The sequence below is a fragment of the Saccharothrix sp. ALI-22-I genome (assembly GCF_001984175.1).
GTDB lineage: Bacteria > Actinomycetota > Actinomycetes > Mycobacteriales > Pseudonocardiaceae > Actinosynnema.
In genome coordinates, this window is record NZ_MTQP01000053.1 from 64,205 (window position 1) to 91,198 (window position 26,994).

General features: G+C 72.0%; 26 protein-coding genes. 23 read left to right on the top strand and 3 right to left on the bottom strand.

What is annotated here, in order from left to right:
- Positions 1-4 precede the first annotated feature (4 nt).
- Positions 5-568, top strand: a complete 564-nt coding sequence (efp, locus tag ALI22I_RS12915; protein WP_033440715.1) for an elongation factor P — start codon at positions 5-7, stop codon at positions 566-568.
- A 1-nt stretch (position 569) separates the two neighbouring features.
- The gene (nusB, locus tag ALI22I_RS12920; RefSeq protein WP_077005718.1) at positions 570-989 is read left to right on the top strand and encodes a transcription antitermination factor NusB; all 420 of its coding nucleotides are present in this window, start codon (positions 570-572) and stop codon (positions 987-989) included.
- A 79-nt stretch (positions 990-1,068) separates the two neighbouring features.
- Here the strand turns inward: nusB and bldD are convergent, their stop codons facing one another.
- Positions 1,069-1,557 (bottom strand): transcriptional regulator BldD, encoded by a 489-nt coding sequence (gene bldD, locus ALI22I_RS12925; protein WP_015103676.1) that lies wholly within the window; start codon positions 1,555-1,557, stop codon positions 1,069-1,071.
- 258 nt (positions 1,558-1,815) lie between these two features.
- Between bldD and pyrR the strand changes: the two genes are divergently transcribed.
- The 16 genes from pyrR (at position 1,816) to ggt (ending at position 21,135) form a co-directional block, all read left to right on the top strand.
- Entirely contained in the window at positions 1,816-2,388 is a 573-nt protein-coding gene (pyrR, locus tag ALI22I_RS12930) for a bifunctional pyr operon transcriptional regulator/uracil phosphoribosyltransferase PyrR (RefSeq protein ID WP_077005719.1), read from the top strand.
- The gene (locus ALI22I_RS12935) at positions 2,385-3,317 is read left to right on the top strand and encodes an aspartate carbamoyltransferase catalytic subunit (protein ID WP_077005720.1); all 933 of its coding nucleotides are present in this window, start codon (positions 2,385-2,387) and stop codon (positions 3,315-3,317) included. The genes pyrR and ALI22I_RS12935 overlap by 4 nt, the downstream gene beginning before the upstream one ends.
- Entirely contained in the window at positions 3,314-4,594 is a 1,281-nt protein-coding gene (locus ALI22I_RS12940) for a dihydroorotase (RefSeq protein ID WP_077005721.1), read from the top strand. The genes ALI22I_RS12935 and ALI22I_RS12940 overlap by 4 nt, the downstream gene beginning before the upstream one ends.
- Positions 4,591-5,076: a PH-like domain-containing protein gene (locus ALI22I_RS12945; protein WP_077005722.1), complete on the top strand. Its 486-nt coding sequence runs from the start codon at positions 4,591-4,593 to the stop codon at positions 5,074-5,076. The genes ALI22I_RS12940 and ALI22I_RS12945 overlap by 4 nt, the downstream gene beginning before the upstream one ends.
- On the top strand, positions 5,073-6,191 hold the full coding sequence (carA, locus tag ALI22I_RS12950) for a glutamine-hydrolyzing carbamoyl-phosphate synthase small subunit (protein WP_077005723.1): 1,119 nt from the start codon (positions 5,073-5,075) through the stop codon (positions 6,189-6,191). The genes ALI22I_RS12945 and carA overlap by 4 nt, the downstream gene beginning before the upstream one ends.
- Positions 6,191-9,490 (top strand): carbamoyl-phosphate synthase large subunit, encoded by a 3,300-nt coding sequence (gene carB / locus ALI22I_RS12955; RefSeq protein WP_077005724.1) that lies wholly within the window; start codon positions 6,191-6,193, stop codon positions 9,488-9,490. The genes carA and carB overlap by 1 nt, the downstream gene beginning before the upstream one ends.
- Positions 9,487-10,305: an orotidine-5'-phosphate decarboxylase gene (gene pyrF / locus ALI22I_RS12960; RefSeq protein ID WP_077005725.1), complete on the top strand. Its 819-nt coding sequence runs from the start codon at positions 9,487-9,489 to the stop codon at positions 10,303-10,305. Before carB ends, pyrF begins: the two co-directional genes overlap by 4 nt.
- A gap of 302 nt (positions 10,306-10,607) precedes the next feature.
- On the top strand, positions 10,608-10,925 hold the full coding sequence (mihF, locus tag ALI22I_RS12965; RefSeq protein ID WP_077005726.1) for an integration host factor, actinobacterial type: 318 nt from the start codon (positions 10,608-10,610) through the stop codon (positions 10,923-10,925).
- The gene (gmk, locus tag ALI22I_RS12970; protein ID WP_077005727.1) at positions 10,922-11,521 is read left to right on the top strand and encodes a guanylate kinase; all 600 of its coding nucleotides are present in this window, start codon (positions 10,922-10,924) and stop codon (positions 11,519-11,521) included. Before mihF ends, gmk begins: the two co-directional genes overlap by 4 nt.
- Positions 11,522-11,585: 64 nt before the next feature.
- The gene (rpoZ, locus tag ALI22I_RS12975) at positions 11,586-11,864 is read left to right on the top strand and encodes a DNA-directed RNA polymerase subunit omega (protein WP_077005728.1); all 279 of its coding nucleotides are present in this window, start codon (positions 11,586-11,588) and stop codon (positions 11,862-11,864) included.
- Positions 11,861-13,099, top strand: a complete 1,239-nt coding sequence (gene coaBC, locus ALI22I_RS12980) for a bifunctional phosphopantothenoylcysteine decarboxylase/phosphopantothenate--cysteine ligase CoaBC (protein ID WP_077005729.1) — start codon at positions 11,861-11,863, stop codon at positions 13,097-13,099. Before rpoZ ends, coaBC begins: the two co-directional genes overlap by 4 nt.
- A gap of 62 nt (positions 13,100-13,161) precedes the next feature.
- Positions 13,162-14,364 (top strand): methionine adenosyltransferase, encoded by a 1,203-nt coding sequence (gene metK, locus ALI22I_RS12985; protein ID WP_077005730.1) that lies wholly within the window; start codon positions 13,162-13,164, stop codon positions 14,362-14,364.
- Complete coding sequence (locus ALI22I_RS12990; protein WP_077005731.1) at positions 14,357-15,724, top strand: hypothetical protein; 1,368 nt, start codon at positions 14,357-14,359, stop codon at positions 15,722-15,724. The genes metK and ALI22I_RS12990 overlap by 8 nt, the downstream gene beginning before the upstream one ends.
- A gap of 29 nt (positions 15,725-15,753) precedes the next feature.
- On the top strand, positions 15,754-17,151 hold the full coding sequence (locus tag ALI22I_RS12995; protein WP_077005732.1) for an alkaline phosphatase family protein: 1,398 nt from the start codon (positions 15,754-15,756) through the stop codon (positions 17,149-17,151).
- A 135-nt stretch (positions 17,152-17,286) separates the two neighbouring features.
- Positions 17,287-19,272, top strand: coding sequence for a primosomal protein N' (locus ALI22I_RS13000; protein ID WP_077005733.1), 1,986 nt, complete (start codon positions 17,287-17,289; stop codon positions 19,270-19,272).
- 81 nt (positions 19,273-19,353) lie between these two features.
- Complete coding sequence (ggt, locus tag ALI22I_RS13005) at positions 19,354-21,135, top strand: gamma-glutamyltransferase (RefSeq protein WP_077005734.1); 1,782 nt, start codon at positions 19,354-19,356, stop codon at positions 21,133-21,135.
- Positions 21,136-21,186: 51 nt separating this feature from the next.
- On the opposite strand, the gene ALI22I_RS13010 is transcribed toward ggt, so the two are convergent.
- Positions 21,187-22,404, bottom strand: a complete 1,218-nt coding sequence (locus tag ALI22I_RS13010) for a hypothetical protein (RefSeq protein WP_077005735.1) — start codon at positions 22,402-22,404, stop codon at positions 21,187-21,189.
- Complete coding sequence (locus ALI22I_RS13015) at positions 22,401-22,976, bottom strand: RNA polymerase sigma factor (RefSeq protein ID WP_077005736.1); 576 nt, start codon at positions 22,974-22,976, stop codon at positions 22,401-22,403. Before ALI22I_RS13015 ends, ALI22I_RS13010 begins: the two co-directional genes overlap by 4 nt.
- 142 nt (positions 22,977-23,118) lie before the next feature.
- Between ALI22I_RS13015 and ALI22I_RS50745 the strand changes: the two genes are divergently transcribed.
- The 5 genes from ALI22I_RS50745 to ALI22I_RS13035 all read left to right on the top strand — a co-directional run bounded on the left by ALI22I_RS50745 (position 23,119) and on the right by ALI22I_RS13035 (position 26,930).
- Positions 23,119-23,268, top strand: coding sequence for a hypothetical protein (locus tag ALI22I_RS50745; protein ID WP_179118212.1), 150 nt, complete (start codon positions 23,119-23,121; stop codon positions 23,266-23,268).
- A 72-nt stretch (positions 23,269-23,340) separates the two neighbouring features.
- Positions 23,341-23,883, top strand: coding sequence for a peptide deformylase (gene def, locus ALI22I_RS13020; protein ID WP_077005737.1), 543 nt, complete (start codon positions 23,341-23,343; stop codon positions 23,881-23,883).
- A 166-nt stretch (positions 23,884-24,049) separates the two neighbouring features.
- The gene (gene fmt / locus ALI22I_RS13025) at positions 24,050-24,979 is read left to right on the top strand and encodes a methionyl-tRNA formyltransferase (protein ID WP_077005738.1); all 930 of its coding nucleotides are present in this window, start codon (positions 24,050-24,052) and stop codon (positions 24,977-24,979) included.
- Positions 24,976-26,406 (top strand): RsmB/NOP family class I SAM-dependent RNA methyltransferase, encoded by a 1,431-nt coding sequence (locus tag ALI22I_RS13030; RefSeq protein WP_077005739.1) that lies wholly within the window; start codon positions 24,976-24,978, stop codon positions 26,404-26,406. Before fmt ends, ALI22I_RS13030 begins: the two co-directional genes overlap by 4 nt.
- Positions 26,403-26,930, top strand: coding sequence for a flavoprotein (locus ALI22I_RS13035; protein ID WP_077005740.1), 528 nt, complete (start codon positions 26,403-26,405; stop codon positions 26,928-26,930). Before ALI22I_RS13030 ends, ALI22I_RS13035 begins: the two co-directional genes overlap by 4 nt.
- Positions 26,931-26,994: the final 64 nt, after the last annotated feature.

Below are 26,994 nucleotides of genomic sequence, written 5' to 3' on the forward strand. Positions count from 1 at the left end.
CACCGTGGCCACCACCAACGACCTGAAGAACGGCCTGGTGCTGAACCTCGACGGCCAGCTGTGGACCGTCACCGCGTTCCAGCACGTCAAGCCGGGCAAGGGTGGCGCCTTCGTGCGCACCACGTTGAAGCACGTGCTGTCCGGCAAGGTCGTGGACCGGACCTTCAACGCGGGCACCAAGGTCGAGACGGCCACCGTCGACAAGCGCGGCATGACCTACCTGTACAAGGACGGCGCCGACTTCGTCTTCATGGACGGCGACACCTACGACCAGATCAGCATCCCGGCCGAGACGGTCGGCGACGCGGCGAACTACATGCTGGAGAACCAGGAAGCGATCGTCGCCATGCACGAGGGCGTCGCGCTCTACATCGAGCTCCCGACCTCGGTCGAGCTCGTGATCCAGCACACCGACCCGGGCCTGCAGGGCGACCGCTCCACCGGCGGCACCAAGCCCGCCACGCTGGAGACCGGCGCGGAGATCCAGGTCCCGCTGTTCGTCACCACCGGCGAGAAGATCAAGGTCGACACCCGCGACGGCCGTTACCTCGGCCGAGTGAACGGCTGAGATGGGCGCACGGAGCAAGGCGCGCAAACGCGCGGTCGACGTCCTCTACGAAGCGGACCTGCGCGGTACCGATCCGGTGACGCTGCTCGCGGACCGGGTCGGGTCGACGGACGTGCCGCCGGTGAACGACTACACGATCGCCCTCGTGGAAGGCGTCACGGCACACCGCGCGCGCATCGACGACCTCATCTCCGAGCACGCGGAGGGCTGGACGCTGCAGCGCATGCCCGCGGTGGACCGGGCGGTGCTGCGGATCGGGCTCTACGAGCTGCTGTGGGCGGCGGACGTGCCCGACGCGGTCGCCATCGACGAGGCGGTGGAGCTGGCCAAGGGCCTGTCCACGGACGACTCGCCGCGGTTCGTCAACGGTGTGCTGGGCCGGATCGCGGTCATCGCGGACCAGCTCAGGGCCGTCCTCTAGCCACCCGACGACCTGCGCGGCAGGTGAGCGGTCGAGAGAGGGGCCACCCGTCCGAACCGGCGGGTGGCCCTTCCGCCTGTCAGTCTTCCTTGGCCGGACGGGCCTCGGGAGGCAGCACACCCCAGTCGATGAGCTGCTCGGTCAGCTCGCCCGGAGTCATGTCGTAGATGATGGCCAGCGACCGCAGGTCCTCGGTCCGGATGGACAGCACCTTGCCGTTGTAGTCACCGCGCTGGCTCTGGATGGTGGCCGCGTACCGGGCGAGCGGCCCGACCTTCTCCGCGGGCAGCTGTTGCAGCCGTTCCAGGTTGATGACGATCTTCGTGGCGGGCTCCGCCCCGGACGGCACCCGGCCCTCCGGCAGCAGCTCGGCCACCGGGACGCCGTAGAAGTCGGCCAGCTCGGCGAGCTTCTGCACGGTCACGGCACGGTCGCCGCGCTCGTACGAGCCGACGACCACGGCCTTCCATCGACCGCCGGACTTCTGCTCGACGCCGTGCAAAGACAAGCCCTGCTGCTGGCGGATCGCGCGGAGCTTTGCCCCCAGCGCCTTGGCGTAGTCGCCCATGTGGCGGTTCTCCGTTCATTCGCCCCGTCAGCCGGTAGGGGACTGCCGCGGGGAGGCTTAGATCAATACGCAGAGTAATGATTGCTCTCCGTGGTCACCAGGTCAAGCTGATCTCGACAGGACAGGTGGGCGAGACCACGCACACCACCCGGAAGATTGACCGTCCGCGCCTGATACGGTCCTGGTCAGCCCGGTCGCAGCCGGGTGTCCGACGTCCTTTAAGGACCCGTCCAGCGAGGCGGGGAAGGAGGTCCAACCGTGGCGCCACGTCAACGTGGTGCGACGGACCCGGCCGGGGAGCGCGAGCTCCTGTCGGCCGGCGACGTCGCGCGCACTGTCGCCCGAATGGCTCATCAGATCATCGAGAAGACCGCTCTCGGTGCACCCAGCGCACCCGCAGTAGTCCTGATGGGGATTCCGAGCCGGGGTGCCCCACTGGCCCGCCGGCTGGCCCAGCGGATCGCCGAGTTCGCCGGTGTCGAGGTGCCGACCGGCACGCTGGACGTCACCCTCTACCGGGACGACCTGCGCCGCGGCCCCACCCGCCCGCTGGAGGCGACCAAGTTGCCCGAGGGCGGCATCGACGACAAGCTCGTGGTCCTGGTGGACGACGTGCTGTTCTCCGGTCGCACGATCCGCGCCGCGCTCGACGCCCTGCGCGACCACGGCCGCCCGCGCGCGGTCCAGCTGGCCGTCCTGGTCGACCGCGGCCACCGGGAGCTGCCGATCCGCGCGGACTACGTGGGCAAGAACGTGCCCACGGCCCGCACCGAGGAGGTCCACGTGCTGCTGGCGGAGTTCGACCAGCGGGACGGGGTGGTGCTGCGGTGAAGCACCTGCTCAGCACCGAGGGCATCGACCCGGCGCAGGCGACCGCCATCCTGGACACCGCGGCCGGCCTCAAACAGGCCCTCGAAGGCCGTGAAGTGCGCAAACTGCCCACGTTGCGCGGTCGCACGGTCATCACGATGTTCTTCGAGAACTCCACCCGCACCCGGGTCAGCTTCGAGATCGCGGGCAAGTGGATGAGCGCGGACGTGGTCAACGTCTCGGCCTCCGGCTCCAGCGTGAGCAAGGGCGAGTCGCTGCGCGACACCGCGCTGACCCTGGCCGCGGCGGGCGCGGACTGCGTCATCGTGCGGCACCCGGCGTCCGGCGCGGCGCACCGGCTGGCGGGCTGGCTCAAGGAGGCCGGCACGTCGGTCGTCAACGCGGGCGACGGTATGCACGAGCACCCCACCCAGGCCCTGCTGGACGCGGCCACCCTGCGGGAACGCCTCGGCGACCTGCGCGACCGCCGGATCGCGATCGTCGGCGACGTGCTGCACAGCCGGGTCGCGCGGTCCAACGTGCACCTGCTCACCGCGCTGGGCGCGGACGTCACGCTGGTCGCGCCGCCGACCCTGCTGCCGGTCGGGGTGGAGAACTGGCCGGTGACCGTCTCGCACGAGCTGGACGCCGAGCTGCCCAGCCTCGACGCCGTGATGCTGCTTCGAGTGCAGGCCGAGCGGATGCACGGTGGTTTCTTCCCGTCGGCCCGCGAGTACTCCATCGCCTACGGGCTGAACGAGAACCGGCTGAACCTGCTGCCCGAGCACGCGGTCGTGCTGCACCCCGGTCCGATGCTGCGCGGCATGGAGATCGCCTCGGCAGTCGCCGACTCGCCCCGTGCCGCCATCACCGACCAGGTGCGCAACGGCGTGCACGTGCGGATGGCCGTGCTCTACCACCTGCTTGCCCATGAGGAGGAAACCGCGTGAGCCCCTTGATCCTCAAGGGAGTACGACCGTACGGCGAGGGTGACCCGGTCGATGTGCTGATCCGCGACGGCGTGATCGCCCAGATCGGGATCGTCGAAGAAGACGCTGAAGTCGTGGACGGGAACGGCGCGGTTCTGCTGCCCGGGTTCGTCGATCTGCACACCCACCTGCGCGAACCCGGCCGCGAGGACACCGAGACCATCGCCACCGGCTCGGCCGCCGCCGCGCTGGGCGGCTACACGGCGGTCTTCGCCATGGCCAACACGGACCCGGTCGCGGACAACGCGGTCGTGGTCGGGCACGTCGCCCGGCGTGGCCGCGAGGTCGGCCTGGTCGACGTGCACCCGGTCGGCGCGGTCACCGTGGGCCTGGAGGGCGTGAAGCTCGCCGAGCTGGGCACCATGGCCAAGGCGGGCGTGCGGGTGTTCTCCGACGACGGCCACTGCGTGCACGACCCGCTGATCATGCGGCGCGCGTTGGAGTACAGCAAGGCGCTGGACGTGGTCGTCGCGCAGCACGCGGAGGAGCCCCGGCTGACGGTGGGCGCGCAGGCGCACGAGGGCGAGCAGGCGTCCCGGCTGGGGCTGCAGGGCTGGCCCGCCGCCGCCGAGGAGTCGATCGTGGCGCGGGACTGCCTGCTGGCGCTGCACGCGGGCGCCCGGCTGCACGTCTGCCACGTGTCCACCACCGGCACGGCCGACGTGCTCAAGTGGGCCAAGGCCCGCGGCACGCAGGTGTCCGCCGAGGTCACCCCGCACCACCTGCTGCTGACCGACGAGCGGCTGGAGACCTACGACCCGGTCAACAAGGTCAACCCGCCCCTGCGCACCGCCCAGGACGTGCGGAAGCTGCGTGAGGCGTTGGCGGAGGGCGTCATCGACTGCGTGGCCACCGACCACGCGCCGCACGCCGTGCAGGACAAGGACTGCGAGTGGTCCGCGGCCCGGCCCGGCATGCTCGGCCTGCAGACGGCGCTGTCGATCGTGGTCGAGGCGATGGTGAAGACCGGCCTGCTGGACTGGCGCGGTGTGGCGCGGGTGATGAGCGAGCGGCCCGCCGAGATCGCCGGCCTGCCCGACCAGGGCCGTCCGATCGAGGTCGGCGAGCCCGCCAACCTCACCCTGGTCGACCCGGACGCCACCTGGACGGTGCGCGGCGCGCAGTTCGCCAGCATCGCGGCCAACACCCCCTTCGAAGGCATGGAGCTGCCCGGCGCGGTGGTCGCGACCCTGCTGCGCGGGCGCGTGACGGCGGTCGGCGGAAGGATTCCGGCATGACCCGCGTGTTGTTGTCCCTGGCCGTGCTGGCCATCCTGGCGCTGTGCCTGTACGGCATGTGGCACGGCTGGCAGCGCCGTGCCCGCAGACAGGCCGAGGTGCTGCCGGAGTTCCCCCGGCCGCCCGCCGAGACCGGCGCGACGATGCTGGAGACGACCGGCGTGTACGTCGGCACCACGATCGGCGACGACTGGCAGGACCGGGTCGCGGTCGGCGACATCGGCCACCGCGCCGAGGCAACGCTCAGACTCACCGCGAACGGTGTGCTGGTGGAGCGCAGCGGCGCGAGCGCGCTGTGGATCCCGAAGGCACAGGTCCGCAGCGCCCGCACGGCGCGCGGCCTCGCGGGCAAGGTGATGACCGCGGACGGCCTGCTGGTCGTGCGCTGGGAGTTCGGCGACCAGGTGTTCGACACCGGTTTCCGGGGAGACGACAAGGACGTGTACGAGCAGTGGGTGCAAGCACTGGGAGGCGACTCATGACGAACGCGGCACTGGTGCTGGAAGACGGTCGCGTGTTCCGCGGAGAGGCCTACGGCGCGGTCGGCGCGAGCCTGGGCGAGGTGGTGTTCTCCACCGGCATGACCGGCTACCAGGAGACCCTGACCGACCCGTCCTACCACCGCCAGATCGTGGTGCAGACCGCGCCGCAGATCGGCAACACCGGCTGGAACGACGAGGACGACGAGTCCGGCCGCATCTGGGTCGCCGGGTACGTGGTGCGCGACCCGGCACGGGTGCCGTCCAACTGGCGTTCGGTCCGCGGCCTGGACGACGAGCTGGTCCGGCAGGGCGTCGTCGGCATCGCGGGCATCGACACCCGGATGCTCACCCGCCACCTGCGCGAGCAGGGCGCGATGCGCGCGGGCGTGTTCTCCGGTGACGACCTGGGCGACGCCGAGCAGATGCTGGAACGCGTCCGCAGCGCGCCCGGGATGAAGGGCGCCGACCTGGCCGGCGACGTCACCACGGCTGAGCCGTACGTGGTCGAGGCCGTCGGCGAACGCCGGTTCACCGTGGCCGCGCTGGACCTGGGCATCAAGTCCAACACCCCGCGGATGATGGCCGCCCGCGGCATCGAGGTGCACGTCCTGCCGCTGACCTCCACCGTCGACGACCTGGTCTCGATCAAGCCGGACGGCGTGTTCCTGTCCAACGGCCCCGGCGACCCGGCCACCCAGGCGCACGCGGTGGAGCTGACCCGCGGCGTGCTGGACCGGCGCATCCCGCTGTTCGGCATCTGCTTCGGCAACCAGATCCTCGGCCGCGCCCTGGGTCGGGACACCTACAAGATGCGCTACGGCCACCGGGGCATCAACATCCCGGTCATCGACGTGTCGACCGGCAAGGTGGCGATCACCTCGCAGAACCACGGGTTCGCGCTGGAGGGCGAGCCGGGGGAGGAGTTCACCTCCGACTTCGGCCGCGTGCTGCTGAGCCACTACTGCCCCAACGACGGCACGGTCGAGGGCGTCCGCGCCCTGGAGGTGCCCGCGTTCAGCGTGCAGTACCACCCGGAGGCGGCGGCCGGTCCGCACGACGCCGCCCCCCTGTTCGACGAGTTCGTGACGATGATGAGCTGGGAAGAGGGCCGCTGATGCCGAAGAGGACTGATCTCAAGCACGTGCTGGTCATCGGCTCCGGCCCGATCGTCATCGGCCAGGCCTGCGAGTTCGACTACTCCGGCACCCAGGCGTGCCGGGTGCTGCGCGAGGAGGGCCTGCGGGTCTCCCTGGTCAACTCCAACCCGGCGACGATCATGACGGACCCGGAGTTCGCCGACGCCACCTACGTCGAGCCGATCACCGCGGAGTTCGTGGAGAAGGTCATCGCGGCCGAGCGCCCGGACGCCATCCTGGCCACCCTCGGCGGCCAGACCGCGCTGAACACGGCCATCGCGCTGCACGAGCGCGGTGTGCTGGAGAAGTACGACGTCGAGCTGATCGGCGCGGACATCGACGCCATCCAGCGCGGCGAGGACCGGCAGATCTTCAAGGACCTGGTGCGCCGGATCGGCGCCGAGGTGCCGCGCAGCGCGGTCTGCAAGACCATGGACGACGTCCGCGCGACCGTCGCCGACCTCGGTCTGCCGGTGGTCATCCGGCCGTCGTTCACCATGGGCGGCCTGGGCTCGGGCATGGCGCACACCCCCGAGGAGCTGGAGCGGCTGGCCGCGACCGGCCTGGCCGAGTCCCCGGTCACCGAGGTGCTGATCGAGGAGAGCGTGCTCGGCTGGAAGGAGTACGAGCTGGAGCTGATGCGCGACCGCAACGACAACGTGGTCGTGGTCTGCTCCATCGAGAACATCGACCCGATGGGCGTGCACACCGGCGACTCGGTGACCGTGGCCCCGGCGATGACCCTCACCGACCGCGAGTTCCAGCACATGCGCGACGTCGGCATCGCGGTCATCCGCGAGGTCGGGGTGGACACCGGCGGCTGCAACATCCAGTTCGCCATCAACCCCGAGAACGGCCGCATGGTCGTCATCGAAATGAACCCGCGGGTGTCGCGCTCGTCCGCGCTGGCGTCGAAAGCGACCGGTTTCCCGATCGCCAAGATCGCCGCGAAACTCGCCATCGGCTACACGCTGGACGAGATCCGGAATGACATCACCGGGGAAACGCCGGCCAGTTTCGAGCCGACGCTGGACTACGTCGTGGTGAAGGTGCCGCGGTTCGCGTTCGAGAAGTTCCCCGGCGCGGACAGCACCCTCACCACCACCATGAAGTCGGTCGGCGAGGCCATGTCCATCGGCCGCAGCTTCGTGGAGGCGCTCGGCAAGGCGTTGCGCTCCATGGAAACCAAGGCCGCCGGCTTCTGGACCGTCCCCGATCCGGACGAGACGCTGGAGTCCACTCTGGACGCCCTGCGCAAGGGTCACGACGGCCGGCTGTACACGGTGGACCGCGCGCTGCGCATGGGCGCGAGCATCGAGCAGGTGCACCAGGCGTCGGGCATCGACCCGTGGTTCATCGAGCAGATGGCGTGGCTGGTCGGGCTGCGCGCCGAGATCGAGGACGCGCCGGTGCTGGACGAACGCCTGCTGCGCAAGGCGAAGCGGGCCGGCCTGTCCGACCGGCAGGTGGCCGCGCTGCGCTCGGAGCTGGCCGGTGAGGACGGCGTCCGCACCCTGCGCCACCGCTTGGGCGTGCGGCCGGTGTACAAGACGGTGGACACCTGCGCCGCGGAGTTCGCCGCCAAGACCCCGTACCACTACTCGGCCTACGAGCTGGACCCCGACGCCGAGACCGAGGTCGCCGCCCAGCCGGACAAGCCGAAGGTGTTGATCCTCGGCTCGGGTCCGAACCGGATCGGGCAGGGCATCGAGTTCGACTACTCGTGCGTGCACGCGGCCATGGCGCTGCGCGAGGCCGGGTACGAGACGGTGATGGTCAACTGCAACCCGGAGACCGTCTCCACCGACTACGACACCTCGGACCGGCTGTACTTCGAGCCGCTGACGTTCGAGGACGTGCTGGAGGTGTTCCACTCCGAGCAGCGCTCGGGCACGGTCGTGGGCGTGATCGTGCAGCTCGGCGGCCAGACGCCGTTGGGCCTGGCGCAGCGGCTCCAGGACGCGGGCGTGCCGATCGTGGGCACCCCGCCGCACGCCATCCACCTCGCCGAGGAGCGCGGCGCGTTCGGCCAGGTGCTCGTCGACGCCGGGCTGCCCGCCCCGAAGTACGGCATGGCGACGTCGTTCGCGCAGGCCAAGGCCATCGCGGACGAGATCGGCTACCCGGTGCTGGTGCGGCCGTCGTACGTGCTGGGCGGGCGCGGCATGGAGATCGTCTACGACGAGGAGACGCTGCGCAGCTACATCCAGCGCGCGACCGAGGTCAGCCCGGAGCACCCGGTGCTGGTCGACCGGTTCCTCGACGACGCCATCGAGATCGACGTGGACGCCCTCTACGACGGCTCCGAGGTGTTCATCGGCGGCGTGATGGAGCACATCGAGGAGGCCGGCGTGCACTCCGGCGACTCGGCGTGCGCCCTGCCGCCCATCACCCTGGGCGAGTCCGACGTCGAGGCGGTCCAGCGGTCCACCCTGGCCATCGCCGAGGGCATCGGCGTGCGCGGCCTGCTCAACGTGCAGTACGCGCTGAAGGACGACGTGCTCTACGTCCTGGAGGCCAACCCGCGCGCCTCGCGCACGGTCCCGTTCGTCTCCAAGGCCACGGCGGTGCCGCTGGCCAAGGCCGCCGCCCGGATCATGCTCGGCGCGACCGTCGCCCAGTTGCGCGGGGAGGGCATGCTGCCCAAGACCGGCGACGGCGCGAAGCTGCCCGCGCACGCCCCGGTCGCGGTCAAGGAGGCCGTGCTGCCGTTCCACCGGTTCCGCACGCCGGAGGGCAAGGGCGTGGACTCGCTGCTCGGCCCGGAGATGAAGTCGACCGGCGAGGTCATGGGCATCGACGTGTCGTTCGGCATGGCCTACGCCAAGTCCCAGACCGCCTCCTACGGCTCCCTGCCCACGTCGGGCCGGGTGTTCGTGTCGGTGGCCAACCGGGACAAGCGGGCCATGATCTTCCCGGTCAAGCGGCTCGCCGACCTGGGCTTCGAGGTGCTGGCCACCGCGGGCACGGCCGAGGTGCTGCGCCGCAACGGCATCCCGTGCACGGTCGTCCGCAAGCACTTCGAGGGCCCCGACAGCATCGTCGACGCCATCCTCGCGGGCACCGTGGACATGATCATCAACACGCCGTACGGCAACAACGGGCCGCGCATCGACGGCTACGAGATCCGCACCGCGGCCGTGGCCAAGGACATCCCGTGCGTCACCACGATCCAGGGCGCGGCGGCGGCCGTGCACGGCATCGAGGCCGCCATCCGCGGCGACATCGGCGTGCGGCCCCTCCAGGCCCTCCAGGCGGCGCTACGAGGTGAGGGATGAGGTTCGGGGCGCGGCTGCACAAGGCGATCTCCGAGCACGGACCGCTCTGCGTGGGCATCGACCCGCATCCGGGCCTGCTGGCGTCCTGGGGGCTCTCCCAGGACGCCGCGGGGCTGGAGCGCTTCGCGCTGACCTGCGTGGAGGCGTTCGGCGGCCGGGTCGCGGTGGTCAAGCCCCAGTCCGCGTTCTTCGAGGCGTACGGCGCGCGGGGCGTGGCGGTGCTCGAACGCGTCATCGCGGACCTCAGGGACAGCGGCACGCTGGTGCTGGTCGACGCCAAGCGCGGAGACATCGGCTCGACCATGGCCGCGTACGCGGCGGCGTACCTCACGGAGGGCTCACCGCTGGCGGGCGACGCGGTCACCGTGTCGCCGTACCTCGGGTTCGGCTCGCTGGATCCGGCGCTGGAAGCGGCCGCCGCGAGTGGTCGCGGAATATTCGTGCTCGCGTTGACTTCGAATCCGGAGGGCGCCTCCGTGCAGCGCGCGGTGGGCTCCGACGGGCGCTCGGTCGCGCAGTCGATCGTGGACGCGGCGGCCCGCGCGAACGCCGGCGCCGAGCCGTTCGGCGACGTCGGTCTGGTGGTCGGCGCGACCCTGGACGAACTCGGCGTAGACCTCTCTGACCTGCACGGACCCATCCTGGCGCCCGGTTTCGGGGCCCAGGGCGCGACGGTCGCGGACCTGCGCGCGCTGTTCGGTTCCGAGCTGCGCGGAGTGCTCCCGACGTCCTCGCGGGACGTGCTCAGGCACGGCCCCGAGGCCGCAGCACTGCGGTCCGCGGTGGAGGCGGTTCACCGTTCGCTGGAGATGTGATCACCGTCAAATCGCGACACGCATCGCGCCGTCCGCTCACCTGCGCAAACGGTCCCTGGTACGGTCCTGGCAACCGGCTGGTCCATCCCCCGTCGAGCGCATACCACACAGGACGTGCGCAAGGCGTTACCGGTGGCGGTGATGGACTTGTCGGAGGGTGTTGGTACTACTACCACCCGCCGCAACCACTCCAGCGCTGAAAAGTTTCACCTGACTGGGACCCACGTTGTACCCAGGCAATTGCGCTCGGTACGGTCGCGGCACCGATCCAGAATTGAAATTCCCACACCACGGAGGAAATCGTGGCCCTTCCCCAGCTTACCGAGGAGCAGCGGGCCGCAGCGCTGGAGAAGGCTGCTGCCGCTCGTCGCACTCGGGCTGAGCTCAAGGAGCGCCTCAAGCGTGGCGGCACGAACCTGACCGACGTGCTGAAGGCCGCTGAGAGCGACGAGGTCCTTGGCAAGATGAAGGTGTCCGCGCTGCTCGAGGCGCTTCCGGGCGTCGGCAAGGTGCGTGCGCAGCAGATCATGGAGCGCCTTGAGATCGCTCCGAGTCGGCGGCTGCGCGGCCTGGGTGAGCGGCAGCGCAAGGCGCTGCTCACCGAGTTCAGCGGCGAGTGAGTGATGGCACCGGGGTGGGGTCGGGCGTACGCGCCCGGCCCCGCCTCACCGTTCTGTCCGGGCCGTCGGGCGTCGGCAAGTCCAGCGTGCTGGCCGAGCTGCGCCGGATGGGCCCGGAGATCCACTTCAGCGTCTCGGTGACCACCCGGAAGCCGAGGCCGGGCGAGATCGACGGGGTCCACTACCACTTCGTGGACGGCTCCGAGTTCCGCAAGATGGTCGCCAACGGCGAGTTCCTGGAGCACGCCGAGTTCGCGGGCAACTGCTACGGCACCCCCAGGGCGCCGGTGGAGCGGGCGCTGGCGGCGGGCACGCCGTCCCTGCTGGAGATCGAGTTGCAGGGCGCGCGGCAGGTCCGGATCGCGATGCCGGAGGCCCAGCTGGTCATGCTGGCCCCGCCGTCGTGGGATGACCTGGTCCGCCGGCTGACCGGTCGCGGCACCGAGGACCCCGCCGTGGTGGCCCGCCGGCTGGAGATCGCCAGGGAGGAACTGGCGGCCGAGCCGGAGTTCGACGAGGTCGTGGTGAACGACGACGTGAAGTCCGCCGCCACGAGCTTGCTAAACTTGGTGGTCGGCCCGGTGCCCGACGCGTGAACACGCGCGTCGCGAGGCACGGGACGACTCCGCAGCAGACACACAACCGCAGGAGCGTTGACGAGTGACCACTCACGCCGAGCTGGGCCCGCTGGCGGGTACTCCGGAGGGCATCACCAACCCCCCGATCGACGACCTGCTGGAGCAGGTCAGCTCGAAGTACGCGCTGGTGATCTACGCGGCCAAGCGGGCGCGTCAGATCAACGACTACTACGCGCAGCTCGGTGAGGGCCTGCTGGAGTACGTCGGCCCGCTGGTCGAGCCGGGCCCGCGCGAGAAGCCGCTGTCGATCGCGCTCCGGGAGATCCACGCGGGTCTCCTTGAGCACACCGAGGGCGAGTGACCGAGGCCGTTGACGCCCCCGACCGTCCCAGGGTGATCCTGGGCGTGGGCGGGGGCATCGCCGCGTACAAGGCGTGCGAGGTACTGCGCCGGCTCACCGAGTCCGGCCACGCCGTGCGCGTGGTGCCAACGGAGGGCGCGCTGGAGTTCGTCGGCGCGGCCACGTTCGAGGCGCTGTCCGGTCAGCCCGTGCAGACCGGCGTGTTCGAGGACGTGCCGTCGGTGCCGCACGTGAAGCTGGGGCAGACCGCCGACCTGGTCGTCGTCGCGCCCGCCACGGCGAACCTGATCGCCAAGGCGGCCGGCGGCTTGGCCGACGACCTGCTCACCAACACGCTGCTGACCGCGCGCTGCCCGGTCCTGCTCGTCCCGGCGATGCACACCGAGATGTGGGAGCACCCGGCGACGCAGGCCAACGTGGCGCTGCTGCGCTCCCGCGGCGTGATCGTCGCCGAACCGGCCAGCGGCAGGCTGACCGGCAAGGACACCGGCAAGGGCAGGCTGCCCGAGCCCGCCGAGATCGTCGAGCTGGCCCGGTTGCTGCTGGCGCGCCCCGACGCGCTGCCGCGCGATCTGGAAGGCGCGCACGTGGCCGTGTCGGCCGGCGGCACCCGTGAGCCGCTGGACCCGGTGCGCTTCCTGGGCAACCGCTCGTCCGGCCGGCAGGGCTTCGCGCTCGCCCGCGTGGCCGCCCAGCGCGGCGCACGGGTGACGCTCGTCGCCGCGCACACCGCGGACCTGGTCGCACCCGCCGGCGTGGACGTCGTGCGCGTCGGCTCGGCGCTGGAACTGCGGGACGCGATGCACTCGGTCGCCGCCGCGGCGGACGTGATCGTGATGGCCGCGGCCGTCGCGGACTTCCGACCGCTGGACCTGGTCCAGCACAAGATCAAGAAGACCGACCGCGACCCCGACCCGGTCGCGCTCACCCGCAACCCGGACATCCTGGCCGAACTGGTCGCCGCGCGGCGACCCGGGCAGGTCGTCGTGGGGTTCGCCGCCGAGACCGGCGACGGCGAGACCAGCGTGATCGAGTACGGTCGCGCGAAGCTCAAGCGCAAGGGCTGCGACTGGCTCGTGGTCAACGCCGTCGGTGACGGTCGCGCGTTCGAGGTCGAGGACAACGCCGGTTGGCTGTTGTCCGCCGACGGGGCGGAGACGCCCATCCCGCACGGTTCGAAGGCGCAACTGGCGTCCGCACTGTGGGATGCCGTAGCTCCGACCGTCGATCGGTGACCGTGCGTGCCGAACGCTGAGTAAGCTTCACCCATTCGCAGATCGGACAGTTAGGGAGTGTCGTGAGCCAGCACAGCAGCAGGCTGTTCACCAGTGAGTCGGTGACCGAGGGGCACCCGGACAAGATCTGCGATGCCATCAGCGACTCGATCCTCGACGCGCTGCTGGCCAAGGACCCGCGGTCGCGCGTCGCGGTGGAGACGATGGTCACCACCGGTCAGGTGCACGTGGCGGGCGAGGTCACCACCGAGGCCTACGCGGACATCCCGTCGATCGTGCGGGACAAGATCGTCGAGATCGGCTACGACTCGTCGGCCAAGGGCTTCGACGGGTACTCGTGCGGCGTGAACGTCGCGATCGGCTCGCAGTCGCCGGACATCGCGCAGGGCGTGGACACCGCGTTCGAGAAGCGGGTCGAGGGCACCGAGGACGAGATCGCCAAGCAGGGCGCGGGCGACCAGGGCCTGATGTTCGGCTACGCCTGCACGGACACCCCCGAGCTGATGCCGCTGCCGATCGCGCTGGCGCACCGGCTGTCGCGCCGGCTGACCGCGGTCCGCAAGGACGGCACGGTCCCCTACCTGCGGCCGGACGGCAAGACGCAGGTCACCATCGAGTACGCGGGCGACCAGCCCGTGCGGCTGGACACCGTGGTGGTGTCCACGCAGCACGCGGACGGGATCGACCTGGAGAAGCTGCTGGGTGTCGACGTGCGCGAGCACGTGGTGGCCCCGGAGGTCGCGGCGCTCGGCCTGGACACCACCGACGTGCGGCTGCTGGTCAACCCGACCGGCCGGTTCGTCATCGGCGGTCCGATGGGCGACGCGGGCCTGACCGGCCGCAAGATCATCGTGGACACCTACGGCGGCATGGCCCGGCACGGCGGCGGCGCGTTCTCCGGCAAGGACCCGTCGAAGGTGGACCGGTCCGCGGCGTACGCGATGCGCTGGGTGGCGAAGAACGCGGTGGCCGCGGGTCTGGCCACGCGCATCGAGGTGCAGGTGGCGTACGCCATCGGCAAGGCCGCCCCGGTGGGTCTGTTCGTGGAGACCTTCGGCACCGAGACGGTGGACCCGACGAAGATCCAGCAGGCCATCAGCGAGGTCTTCGACCTGCGCCCGGCCGCGATCATCCGCGACCTGGACCTGCTGCGCCCGATCTACGGCCCGACCGCCGCGTACGGCCACTTCGGCCGCACCGACGTCGAACTCCCCTGGGAGAGCACGGACCGCGCGAACGACCTGCGCTCCGCCGCAGGTGCGTGACGGTCTAGCCGACCGCCTGCTCCACGGTGAGGCCGTCGACTTCGACGGCGCCGAACTACCCGCGTCGCTGATCCGGGACCTGCTGACCGATGAACTCGATCAGCGTGGTCTCCGGATCAGCGGCGCGCGTGTTTCGGGGCAGGTGGACCTGTCCGACATCGTGGTCTCGCGACCGCTGGTCCTGCGGGACTGCCGGGTCGACGAACCCGTGCTGCTGGACCGGGCGCGGCTCACGTCGCTGGACCTGAGCGGCCTGGTCGCGCCGGCCGTGTCGGCGCCGTGGCTGAAGCTGGACCACTACCTGCTGATGAAGAACGCCCGGCTGGCTGTCGAAGGCGACGACTGGGCCCTCGACCTGGGTGAAGCGTCGATCGGCAGCCACGTCAGCCTGTCCGGGTCGCACTTGCGATCCGAACGCTCCTACACCGTGCACGCGGTGAAACTGCGCACCGGCAGCCACGTGTACCTCGGCGACGTCCGGGCGTCCGGCACGGTCCGGTTCGACGGCGCGCGGCTGGGCGGGAACCTCGACTGCCGCGGCGCGCACCTGCACTCCGAGCGTGATTCGGCGTTGCTCGGGGTGGACATGCAGGTGGACGACAGCGTGTTCCTCAGCGGCGGCTTCCGGGCCACCACCGGGTCCGACCGGTACGCGGCGGTGCGCATCCGCGGGGCCCGCATCGGCGGGCAGCTGGTGCTGCGCGGCGGTGAGTTCGCCGGGGCGGTCGCGCTGGACGTGAAACAGGTCCGGGCCGGTATGGAGGTGCTGTTCCCGCCAGACTGCCTCGACGGCCAGGTCGAGTTGGACGGCCTGACCTACGCGGGCCCGCCGCGCGACGCGACGGTGGACGAGTGGCTGGACATGCTGGCCCGGCGGACGCCGGTGTACGCCAGCCAGCCCTACGGCCAACTCGCCGCCGCGTGCCAGGCGGCCGGCAACGAGCGCGACGTGCGGCGCATCCGGGTCGCGCAGCAGCGGGACCTGCTCCGCCGCGGCCGGCTGACCAGGTGGGGCCGGGTGTGGCACCGGATCACCGGGGCGACGGTCGGGTACGGCTACCGGCCCGCCGTCGCGCTGCTGTGGCTGCTCGGCACGCTGGCCGTGGCGGTCGGACTGGTCGCCGGGGTGGCCGGGCCGGCCGGGCTGGTGCGGTCGTGTTCCACGGTCGATCAGATCGGGCACGCGCTGAACGCCGTGACGCCGCTGGCGAAACCCGAAGGCGTGCGCTGCCAGGTCGTCACGTCCAGCGGCCTCGGCCAGGCCGTGGTGATCTCGACGTGGTTGCTGCAGATGTTGGCGTGGGCCTTCGCGACGTTGTTCGTCGCCGGCTTCACCGGCTTGGTCCGCAAGACCTCCTGAGTTCACCCGCGGGCGTTAGACAGCACGTCATGTCGGGTTCGCGTCGCACGCTGCTCACCGCCGCCGTGGCGGGCTCCCTGCTGCCGCCGTCGGTGCACGAGGCGTTGACCCGACAGCCGCGCCCGGGTGGGCTGTCGGCCATCGAGCACGTCGTGCTGCTCGTGCTGGAGAACCGGTCGTTCGACCGGAACGGAGTGCTGCCGTTCCACTACGAACTCGCGGACACCTTCACGGTGTGCGACGCCTACCACTGCTCGGCGCCCACCTCCACCGGCCCGAACCGCGACTACTCCGAATCCACCCACGCCGGCCGTTCGTGGACGACCTACGCCGAGCGCCTCCGGGACGCCGGGAAGTCGTGGCGGGTCTATCAGGAGTGGGGGGAGTCGACGGCGTCGTTCCGGGCCGATGTCGAGGCCGGCCGGCTGCCTGAGGTGTCGTACCTGGTGCCTTCCCCGGTGGACTCCGAGCACCCCGGCGCGTCCTCGCCGGCCGCGAGCGCTTCGCTGACCTACCAGGTGCTGGACGCGTTGGCGTCGGTGCCGGAGGTGTGGGACTCGACCGCGTTGTTCATCACCTACGACGAGAACGACGGGTACTTCGACCACGTGCGGCCGCCACGGTCGCCGCGGCCGCCGCGTGAGGCGGCCGACGAGCACGCGGGGGACTTGCCGCTGGGGTTGGGGCCGCGGGTGCCGATGGTGGTGGTGTCGCCGTGGTCGGTCGGCGGGTACGTGGACTCCCAGGTGTTCGACCACTCGTCCACGACCCGGTTCCTGGAGCGGTGGCTCGGGGTGTCGGCGCCGGAGATCAGCGCCTGGCAGCGGACCGTGTGCGGCGACTTGACCTCGGCGTTCGACTTCGTCCGGCGGGCACGGCGGATGCCGGAGCAGGAGCCGGGGGTGCGGCCGGCCCGTCCGCTGCCGTACCAGCCGGACGCGTGCGGGGTGGTGGTCGGCGGGGAGGTGCGGTTGGCGCTGCGGAACTCGGGGGACGAGAGCGTGCACCTGGCGCTGTACCCGTACGCGGGGGAGTTCGAGTTCCCGGTGCACTTCGACGTGCGGTCCTCGGTCGACGTCGCGGTGCCGTTCGGCGAGCGGTACCGGTTCACCGTGGTGGGGCCGAACGGGTTCCGGCGCGAGTTCGGCGGGGTCCGGGACGAGTCGGTGGCGGTGGAGTCGGCGGTGCACGGGCACAGCCGGGTGTTGTCGGTGACGTTGGCGAACTCGGGGACGTCGGACGTGACGTTCTCCGTGGTGGGCGACGGGCGGGACTTCAAGGTGACCGTGCGGCCGGGGAAGCGGCGGCTGCTGCCGTGGCTGACCGCGTTCCGGCACGGCTGGTACGACCTGGCGGTGTCCTGCGACGGGTTCCACCGCAGGTTGGCGGGGCACGTGGAGAACGGGCGGGAGAGCGTGTCCGGGTGATCACCCGTTCGTGATCTTGCCTGGCTCGAACACGTGTTCGATACTGGTGTCGTGACCGCACGTCCGACGAACCAGCCCATCCGACCACCACCCGGGTCGCGAGCGGCCACCCCGGTCTCTGGTAGACCTCCACTCGTGGCGGGCAAGGCGACTACCAGGCGCGGTGAGCAGGTTCCCGCCGCCTCGCTGCCGGTTGCCCGCGTGTGCGTGGACGTGCCGCTGGCGCACCTGGACCGGCCGTTCGACTACCAGGTGTCCACCGAGCAGGACGCGGACGCGGTGCCCGGCTGCCGGGTCCGGGTGCGGTTCGCCGGGCAGTTGGTGGACGGCTACCTGCTGGAGCGGGTCGAGTCGTCGGAGTACGGCCGCAAGCTGACCTTCCTGGACCGGGTGATCTCGCCCGAGCCGGTGCTGTCGCCCGAGGTCGCGGAGCTGGCGCGGGTGGTGGCCGACCGGTACGCGGGGTCGCTGATCGACGTGCTGCGGATGGCGATCCCACCCCGGCACGCGCGCGTCGAGGCCAAGCCGTCGGCCGAACCGGCTCCGCTGCCCGAGCCGCCGTCGGACGAGGGGTGGTCGCGCTACCCGTTCGGCCCGAACCTGCTGGACGCGCTGCGCTCCGGCCGGGCCGCGCGGGCGGTGTGGCAGGCGCTGCCCGCCGAGGACTGGCCCGCCCGGCTGGCCGAGGCGGCGGCGTCGGTGGCCAGTACCGGCAAGGGCGCGCTGGTGGTCGTGCCCGACCACCGCGACCTGGCCCGGCTGCAGCAGGCGTGCGCGGCGCTGGTGGGCGAGGCGGGCGTGGTGACGCTGTCGGCCGACCTCGGGCCGTCCGAGCGGTACAAGCGGTGGCTGGCCGTGCGGCGCGGTGCGGTGCGGGTGGTGCTCGGCACGCGCGGGGCGTCCTTCGCGCCGGTGCACGACCTGGGCCTGGTGGCGGTGTGGGACGACGGCGACGACCTGCACGCCGAGCCGAGGATGCCGTACCCGAACGTCCGCGACGTGCTGGTGCAGCGCTCGCACCTGACCGGCGCGTCCCTGCTGATCGGCGGCTTCGCCCGGACCGCCGAAGCCCAACTGCTGGTCGACAGCGGCTGGGCGCACGAGGTGGTGGCGGCCCGCGACACGCTGCGGGCGGTGGCGCCGCGGGTGGCGGCCGTGGGCGACAACGAGTGGCAGGAGGTGAAGGACGCGGCGGCGAGATCGGCCCGGCTCCCGTCGATCGCCTTCGACGCGGCCCGCGCCGCCCTGACCGCCGACACCCCGGTCCTCATCCAGGTGCCCCGGCGCGGCTACGTGCCCGCCCTGGCCTGCGGCCAATGCCGGGCCCCGGCGCGGTGCCGCCGTTGCGCGGGGCCGTTGGCGCTGCCGGGCGGCACCCAGGACGGTGTGCCCAGGCCCGCGTACTGCCGGTGGTGCGGCGCGACCGAAGCGGCGTACCGCTGCCCGAACTGCGGTTCCCGCAGGCTGCGCGGCCAGATCATCGGCGCCCGCCGCACCGCGGAAGAGCTGGGACGCGCGTTCAGCGGGGTCCCGGTCCGCACGTCGGGCGGCGACGAGGTGCTGTCCGCGGTCCCGAACGGCCGATCCCTGGTGGTGGCTACCCCGGGCGCGGAACCGGTGGCCGAAGGGGGCTACGGAGCGGCCCTGCTCCTGGACGGCTGGGCCCTGCTGGGCCGGGCCGACCTGCGGGCCGCGGAGGAAACGCTGCGCCGCTGGATGACCGCGGCGGCCTTGGTCCACGCGGCGGGCCGGGTGGTCGTGGTGGCCGATTCCGCGCTGGCCCCGGTCCAGGCCCTGGTCCGCTGGGACCCGGTGTGGCACGCCCGGCAGGAGTTGGCGGCCAGAGCGGAACTGGGCTTCCCGCCGGCCGTGCGGATGGCGACGGTGGACGGCTCCCCGGACGCCCTGGCCGGCGTCCTGGAGGAACTGACCCTGCCGCGAACGGGGGAAATCCTGGGCCCGGTACCGCTGTCCGAGGACAAGGAACGCGCCCTGGTGCGGGTGTCCCGAGCGGAAGGCCGGGCCCTGGCCACGATCCTGGCCGACGTGCTGGCCGTGCGGAGCGCCCGGAAGGAACCGGACGTCGTCCGGGTGAAACTGGACCCGCTGGAGGTCCTCTAGCGCGCCTCGACTCCCCGTTTGTGGGTGGAACCAGGCCAGTGGGTGGTTCTGGTTTCCGCCGGCGAGGAGTAGAAGGGAACGATGCTCCGGTCGACTGTCGCCAGCGTCCTCGCATCACTCCTCATCGCACCGCTCCTGCCCGCCACCGCCCAAGCCGCCACCGAAGCGCCCCGCGTCCCCGAGGCGGTGGGTGCCGGCGGGGTGGTCTCCAGCGTCGATCCCGACGCCTCGCAGATCGGCATCGACGTCCTGCGCCGCGGCGGCAACGCCGTGGACGCCGCGGTCGCGGTGGCCGCCGCGTTGGGCGTCACCGATCCGTTCTCGGCGGGCATCGGCGGTGGCGGGTTCTTCGTCCACTACGACGCCCACACCAAGAAGGTGTCCACCCTGGACGGCAGGGAGACGGCGCCCGCCTCCGCCGACGAGAACCTGTTCGTCGAGAACGGCAGCCCGATCCCGTTCCCCGAGGCCGTGACCAGCGGTTTGTCGGTGGGCGTGCCGGGCACGCCGCGGACGTGGCAGCGGGCGTTGCAGCGGTGGGGCACGTGGTCGCTGGACAAGACCGTCCGGCCCGCCGAGGACCTGGCCCGGCGCGGCTTCACCGTCGACGCCACGTTCAACCGCCAGGTCACCGACAACGCCGCCCGGTTCGCCGACTTCACCTCGACCCGCGCGCTCTACCTGCCCGACGGCACCCCGCCGGCGATCGGCAGCACCTTCCGCAACCCCGACCTCGCCGACACCTACCGTGAGCTGCGCGAGGACGGCGTGAACGCGCTCTACCGCGGTGACGTCGGCCGCGACGTGGTCCAAGCCGTCCGGCAGCCACCGGTCGCGCCCGGCGTGACCCGCAACGTCCGGCCCGGCGACATGACCATGTCCGACCTCGGCGGGTACAACGCCCCGCTGCGCGAACCCACCCGCACCCGGTACCGCGACCTCGACGTGTTCAGCATGGCCCCGCCGTCGTCCGGCGGCACGACCGTCGGCGAGGCGTTGAACATCCTGGAGACGACCGACCTGTCGAAGGAAACCCAGGTCCAGTACCTGCACCGGTTCCTGGAGGCCAGCCGGCTGTCCTTCGCCGACCGCAACCGGTGGGTGGGCGATCCGACGTTCAGCGACGTGCCTACCCAGGAGTTGCTGTCGCAGCGCTTCGCCGACAGCCGGGCCTGCCTCATCTCCCCGACCCAGGCCATGACCAGCCCCGTCGCCCCCGGCGATCCGCGCAACCCGGTCCCGTGCGCGACGGTCGGAGCGCCCGCCGCCACCCCGTACGAGGGCACGGACACCACGCACCTCACGGTGGCCGACCGCTGGGGCAACATGGTCGCCTACACGTTGACCATCGAGCAGGAGGGCGGCAGCGGCATCGTGGTGCCGGGCCGCGGGTTCCTGCTCAACAACGAGCTGACCGACTTCTCCTTCACCCCGGTGACGCCGGGCGTGCCGGACCCGAACCTGCCCGACGCCGGCAAGCGCCCGCGCTCGTCCATGTCGCCGACCATCGTGCTGCACCACGGCAAGCCGGTGCTGGCCTTGGGCTCACCGGGCGGCGCGAGCATCATCACCACCGTCCTCCAGGTGCTGACCCAGCGGCTGGACCGGGGCCTGCGCCTGGTCGACGCCATCGCCGCACCGCGCGCGTCCCAGCGCAACGGCACCAACACGCAGGCCGAGGTCGCGTTCCTCGGCACCGCGGAAGCCGAGGCGTTGCGCGGCCTGGGCCACACCTTCGCCTCGACCAACGAGATCGGCGCGGTCACCGCGGTCGAACGCCTCCCCGACGGCCGCTGGCGTGCGGCAGCCGAGACGTCCAGGCGCGGCGGTGGTGCAGCCAGGGTCGTCTGGTCGTCCCCGTGACGTCCTGAAGCGCGGTCCCACCCGACCCCCGGACGGGTGGGACCGCGCTTCTCATTCCAGGGTGACCGTCTCGACGACCTGGTTCCCGTGGTCGAGCACCCGGATCTGGAAGCCCTTGGTGAGGCCGCGCCGCGCGTCCAACGGCGGCTGGTCGTCCAGTCGGGCGACGAAGGTCCCCTCCACCAGGACGGCCGGCACGGTCTGCCCCTGCGCGTCGACGATCTCCAGGCCACCGACCTTCGCCGTGTCCACCGTGCCGCCGAGGGCCACCTGCGCGCTGGTCGGATCGATGCCGCGACCATCCGACCAGCGGACCTTGACCAGCGCGCCGTCCTGGGGCGACGTGTCACCGGGCCGCGCGGTGGCCGCCTCACCGTGATAGACGTGGCAGTACGCGGTGACCCCGGCCTGGTCGTGGATCGCCAGCCACGCGTCGACACCGGCGCCCGAGAACGCGCCGGGACGCCACTTCAGCGGGTCGCCCACCCAGTCCACGCCGTCCCGCATCGTCAGGTCCAGACACCGCGCCACGACCCGGTCGCCCGGCGGCCACTCCTGGCGGGACTGCGACCACACGTCCGGGCGGGGGAGCGCCTCGATGTCGATCTCCCCGGAGAGCGGCCCGGACGCCGTGGTGAACACCACCGACATCCGCACGGCCGACTGCGGGATCAGGAACAGGTCCTCCACGACCGAGACCGGCATCGACACCACCGGGCCGCCGCTCGGCAGGGCCACGGTCAGCTTCACGTCGCTGGTCCCGGCCGGCATCCGGCCGATGAGCACACCGGTGCCCGCCCGCCACAGCAGCGACGCCGCCCCGCCTGCCAGCGGGAACGTCCCCGCCTCGGGTTTGTTGCGGGAGACTTCCGTGTGCGTGATCTCGCAGAACCGGTCGTTGGCCGCCGCGAGGATCCGGCGGCCGGGCAGGCCGATGGTGAACCGCACCTCCGTCACGGCGAACCCGCACCGCGCCGCGTCGTCCTCGGTCGCTCTGGGCGCGACCGCGATGACGGACACGTCGCGTGGGGACGGCGCGGCGGTCGAGGACGTGGTGGTCGGCGGCGCGACGGCGATCGTGTCGTCGCCCTGGGTGGACTGGGCCACGATCGCCCCACCTGCCGCCAGCACGGCGACGGCCGCCGCGGCGGCCAGCGGCGTGCGCACGGCACCGCCGCCCACGACCCGTCGACGCATCCGTTCCCGCACGTCGGGCGGCAGCGGGCGGCGCGGCGGCAGGTCCGGCACGATCGTCTCCGGCTGGCTCATCGCTCCTCCACAGCACGCAGTCGGGCGCGGGCCCGCGAGATCCGCGAGCGCACGCTCACCTCGGCGACACCGAGGACTTGGGCGGCTTCGGCCGTGGACAGCTCGCCCAGCAGGCACAGCTCCACGGCTTCCCGTTCGGCCTTGGGCAGGGAACCCACCACGTCCAGCACGCGGCGCAACGCGCGGTCGTCGTCGACCGCCGCGATGACGCGTTCGGCGTGGTCGGGCACCACGTCGTCGTCGGGCACCCGGCGTAACGCCCGTCTGAACCGGCCGAGCCGGCGGAACTCGGTGCGCGCCAGGTTGCCCGCCACGGTGTAGAGCCACGGCAGGGCGCTGTCCCGGACCAGGGTGATGTCGGACCGGCGCCGCCAGGCGGCCAGGAACGTGGCGGAGGTCAGGTCCTCGGCGAGCGACCACGACGCCGTCAGCCGGTAGGCGTGGTTCCACACCGCCTCGGCGTGCCGGTCGAACAGCGCGGCGAACGAGGCCTTGTCCCCGCGCGCCCACAGCTCCGCGTCGGTGTCTGGCACCGGTGCTGCCCCCTGCCGGCTCGATGTCGCAGCAGTCATGCCAGTAGGTAGCCGCAGCCACCCCCGGCGTTGCAGCCGATCTCATTCCGGGGGATGAGATCGGTCCGCTACTCCGAGCCGACGCCCGCTTACGCCCGCCGACGACATCCTGGAGACACGACGACGACCGGAGGAGCACGACATGACCGCGATCACCATGACCACGACGACCGCCGCGACCAGGGTTCCGGCGGTCGTCACCACCACGGCCACCACCACCGCGCGCTTCCTGGGCCACTTCCTGGCCGCGCTGGTCGGGGTCACGTTCCTCGGCCGTGACCTGGAGCACTGAGACCGCTTTCGTAGACTGGAGCTTCCCAGGCTGCTGTCTGATCATCGTCTCCGCCGATGGCGAGGAGTGCGCGTGACCGTCCAACCGATCCGGCTGTTCGGCGACCCGGTGCTGCGGACGCCCGCCGTCGAGGTCAGCGACTTCGACGCGGAGCTGCGCAAGCTGGTCAAGGACCTGTGGGACACGATGAGCGAGGCGGGCGGCGCCGGGCTGGCGGCGCCCCAGCTGGGCGTGGGCCTGCGCGTGTTCACCTACCACTGCGACGGTTTCGCGGGGCACCTGGTCAACCCGACGTTCGACGTCGTGGGCGACGAGCAGCAGGACGGCCCGGAAGGCTGCCTGTCCATCCCCGGCCTGTCGTGGGACTGCCGCCGCCACCTCCACGTCGTGGCCAAGGGCTGGAACATGCACGGCGAGCCGATCGAGGTCGAGGGCACCGACTTGCTGGCGCGCTGCATCCAGCACGAGACCGACCACCTCGACGGCGTGCTCTTCCTGGACCGCCTGGACGACCAGACCCGCAAGGACGCCATGAAAGCCATCCGCCAGCAGTCCTGGTTCGACGGCGGCGTCCCCGCGATCAAGCAATCGCCCCACCCCCTGTTCGGTGGCTGATCGCGTGGGGTAAGCCGGCCTGGCGGCACTCTCCTAGACTTGCTGTCTGCGGTCTGATCGTCGCCTCGGCAGAGGCAGACGGCTCCGATGCGAGGAGAGTGCGTGTTCGTCCAGAAAACCCGGCCGGCTCGACCGAGTCCCCACCTGCCGTACGGAGGGGTCTGACATGCGGCTGGTCTTCGCGGGCACGCCCGAGGTCGCGCTGCCGTCGCTGCGGGCGCTGCTGGACTCCGAGCGGCACGAGGTCGTTGCCGTCGTGACCCGGCCGGACGCGCCGGCCGGGCGTGGTCGTCGGGTGGAGCGGTCCCCGGTCGCGGCGTTGGCCGACGAGCGCGGCATCGAGGTGCTGACGCCGGCCAAGGCGAGCGACCCGGTGTTCCAGGCCCGGTTGAAGGAGCTGGAGCCGGACCTGTGCCCGGTGGTGGCCTACGGCGCACTGCTGCCCGAGTCCGCTCTGTCCATCCCGACCCACGGTTGGGTGAACCTGCACTTCTCGGTGCTGCCCGCCTGGCGGGGCGCGGCGCCCGTGCAGGCGTCCGTGCGGCACGGCGACGACATCACCGGCGCGACCACGTTCCGCATCGTCAAGGAGCTGGACGCGGGCCCGGTGTACGGCGTGGTCACCGAGCAGGTGCGCGCGCGGGACACGGCAGGTGAGCTGCTCGGTCGGCTCGCCGAGTCCGGCGCGAAGCTGCTGCTGTCCACTGTGGACGGCATCGAGGACGGCACGCTGCGCGCGGTGGAGCAGCCCGACCAGGGCGTCAGCTACGCGCCGAAGGTGACCGTGGACGACGCCCGGCTGGACTTCGGCATGCCCGCCGCCGCGATCGACCGGGTGGCCCGCGCGGTGACGCCGGACCCCGGCGCGTGGGCGGAGTTCCGCGGTGAACGGCTCAAACTCGGCCCGGTCGTCCCGGCCGAGTCCGAGGAACCCCTCGCGCCCGGTGAGATCCGGGTGGAGCGCAAACGCGTGCTCGTCGGCACGGCCACCGACCCGGTGGTGCTGGGCGACGTGCAGGCACAGGGCAAGAAGCGGATGTCGGCGACCGACTGGGCGCGCGGCGTCCGGATCGAGGCGGGGGAGCGGATTTCATGACCCAGAGGTCTTCCCGTCCATCCCGACCGCAGCGGGCCCACCCGCCGCGCGGGCGCACCGGCAGCCCGGCCCGGCCGCCGGCGGAGGACCCGGCGCGCCAGGCCGCGTTGGACACCCTGCGCGCGGTGCGCCAGCGTGACGCCTACGCCAACCTCGTGCTGCCCGGCATCCTGCGGGAACGCAAGATCACCGGCCGTGACGCGGCCCTGGCCACCGAGCTGACCTACGGCTCGCTGCGCGCGCAGGGCCTGCTGGACGCCGTGCTGGCCGCGTGCGCCGACCGGCCGCTGTCCGAAGTGGACGGCGCGGTGCTGGACGCGCTGCGGCTCGGCGCCTACCAGCTGCTGCGCACCCGCATCCCGGCGCACGCCGCGGTCGCCTCCACGGTGGACCTGGTGCGTGCCGACCGCGGTTCGGGCGCGGCCGGGTTCGCCAACGCCGTGCTGCGCCGGGTCACCGGGCAGGACGAGGCGAGCTGGGTGGAGGAGGTCGCGCCGGACGAGGACACCGACCCGATCGGCTACCTGGCCATGGCCCACGCCCACCCGAGGTGGATCGCGCAGGCGTTCGCCGAGGCCCTGGGCAGTCGCGGTGAGCCGTTGCGCGACGCGCTGGCCGCCGACGACATGCGCCCGGCCGTGCACCTGGCCGCCCGGCCCGGCGAGTGCAGCGCGGAGGAGCTGGCCGCGATGACCGGCGGCGACATCGCGCCGTTCTCGCCGTACGGGGTGCACCTGGAGGCGGGCTCGGGTGACCCGGGCGACTTGGAAGCGGTGCGCGAGCGGCTGGCGACGGTGCAGGACGAGGGCAGCCAGCTGTGCGCGGTGGCGTTGACCCGGGTGCCGCTGGAAGGCCGTGACGAGCGGTGGCTCGACCTGTGCGCGGGCCCCGGTGGCAAGGCCGTGATGCTGGGCGCCCTCGCGTCGCTGTCCGGCGCGACGTTGGACGCGGTCGAGAAGGCGCCGCACCGGGCGGAGCTGATCCGCAAGGCGGCCGGTGACGTGCCGATGACCGTGCACGTCGCCGACGGCCGCGAGTCCGGCCTGGAGGAGGGCGGGTTCGACCGGGTGCTGGTGGACGCGCCGTGCACCGGGCTGGGCGCGTTGCGCCGGCGGCCGGAGGCGCGGTGGCGGCGGCAGCCGTCGGACGTCGCGCCGCTGGCCCGGTTGCAGCGCGAGTTGCTCACCGCGGCGTTGACCCTGGTCCGGCCGGGTGGCGTGGTGGCGTACGTGGTGTGCACGCCGCACCTGTCCGAGACGGTGGGCGTGGTCGCCGACGTGGCCCGCCGCACCGAGGCGGAGTGGGTGGACGCGCGCGAGTTCTTCCCCGGCGTGCCCGATCTGGGTGACGGGCCGCAGGTGCAGCTGTGGCCGCACAAGCACGGGACGGACGCGATGTTCTGCGCCGTGCTGCGGCGGCCCGTGTGACGGTGCTCGGTCTGGTCGCGTCCGCGGCGGGCGGGGTGGAGCAGTGGCTGGTCGACGACCTCGCCCGGCCGTTGGCCGGACGGGGTTGGCGGCTGGCCGTCACGCTGACCCCGACCGTCGCCCGCTGGCTGGAGCCGCAGCTGGCGGCGCTCGCCGCCACCACGGACCTGCCGGTGCGCTGGACGCCGCGGCTGCCGACCGAACCGAAGCCGCACCCGGTGCCGGACGCGTTCGTGTTCGCGCCCGCGACGGCGAATTCGCTGGCCAAGCTCGCCCTCGGCATCGGCGACAACCAGGCGCTGACGGTGTTGTGCGAGGCGTTGGGCCGCCGCACCCCGATGGTGGTGCTGCCGCAGGTGTCCGAGGACCAGGCAGCACATCCCGCTTATCAGGGCCACTTGGCGGTGTTGCGTTCCGCCGGAGTGGTGTTCGCGGCCGATCCGGCGTCGGTGACGCGTGTTCTCGATCGGGTTGCGCCATTCGTCGCATTCGGTGAAAACCGCTCGAACAACGCGTGCGGCTGAATTGACAGCCAGTCGAGACACGTAGCAGTCTTGATTGTGTCGAAATTGTACGGCCGGGATCGTG

Excerpts from the sequence above, each read along its gene's own strand:
- nusB (WP_077005718.1), top strand. The coding sequence starts at position 570 with ATGGGCGCACGGAGCAAGGCGCGCAAACGCGCGGTCGACGTCCTCTAC.
- bldD (WP_015103676.1), bottom strand. The coding sequence starts at position 1,557 with ATGGGCGACTACGCCAAGGCGCTGGGGGCAAAGCTCCGCGCGATCCGC.
- ALI22I_RS12945 (WP_077005722.1), top strand. The coding sequence starts at position 4,591 with ATGACCCGCGTGTTGTTGTCCCTGGCCGTGCTGGCCATCCTGGCGCTG.
- carA (WP_077005723.1), top strand. The coding sequence starts at position 5,073 with ATGACGAACGCGGCACTGGTGCTGGAAGACGGTCGCGTGTTCCGCGGA.
- carB (WP_077005724.1), top strand. The coding sequence starts at position 6,191 with ATGCCGAAGAGGACTGATCTCAAGCACGTGCTGGTCATCGGCTCCGGC.
- pyrF (WP_077005725.1), top strand. The coding sequence starts at position 9,487 with ATGAGGTTCGGGGCGCGGCTGCACAAGGCGATCTCCGAGCACGGACCG.
- ALI22I_RS12995 (WP_077005732.1), top strand. The coding sequence starts at position 15,754 with ATGTCGGGTTCGCGTCGCACGCTGCTCACCGCCGCCGTGGCGGGCTCC.
- ggt (WP_077005734.1), top strand. The coding sequence starts at position 19,354 with ATGCTCCGGTCGACTGTCGCCAGCGTCCTCGCATCACTCCTCATCGCA.
- ALI22I_RS13010 (WP_077005735.1), bottom strand. The coding sequence starts at position 22,404 with ATGAGCCAGCCGGAGACGATCGTGCCGGACCTGCCGCCGCGCCGCCCG.
- ALI22I_RS13015 (WP_077005736.1), bottom strand. The coding sequence starts at position 22,976 with ATGACTGCTGCGACATCGAGCCGGCAGGGGGCAGCACCGGTGCCAGAC.
- ALI22I_RS50745 (WP_179118212.1), top strand. The coding sequence starts at position 23,119 with ATGACCGCGATCACCATGACCACGACGACCGCCGCGACCAGGGTTCCG.
- fmt (WP_077005738.1), top strand. The coding sequence starts at position 24,050 with ATGCGGCTGGTCTTCGCGGGCACGCCCGAGGTCGCGCTGCCGTCGCTG.
- ALI22I_RS13030 (WP_077005739.1), top strand. The coding sequence starts at position 24,976 with ATGACCCAGAGGTCTTCCCGTCCATCCCGACCGCAGCGGGCCCACCCG.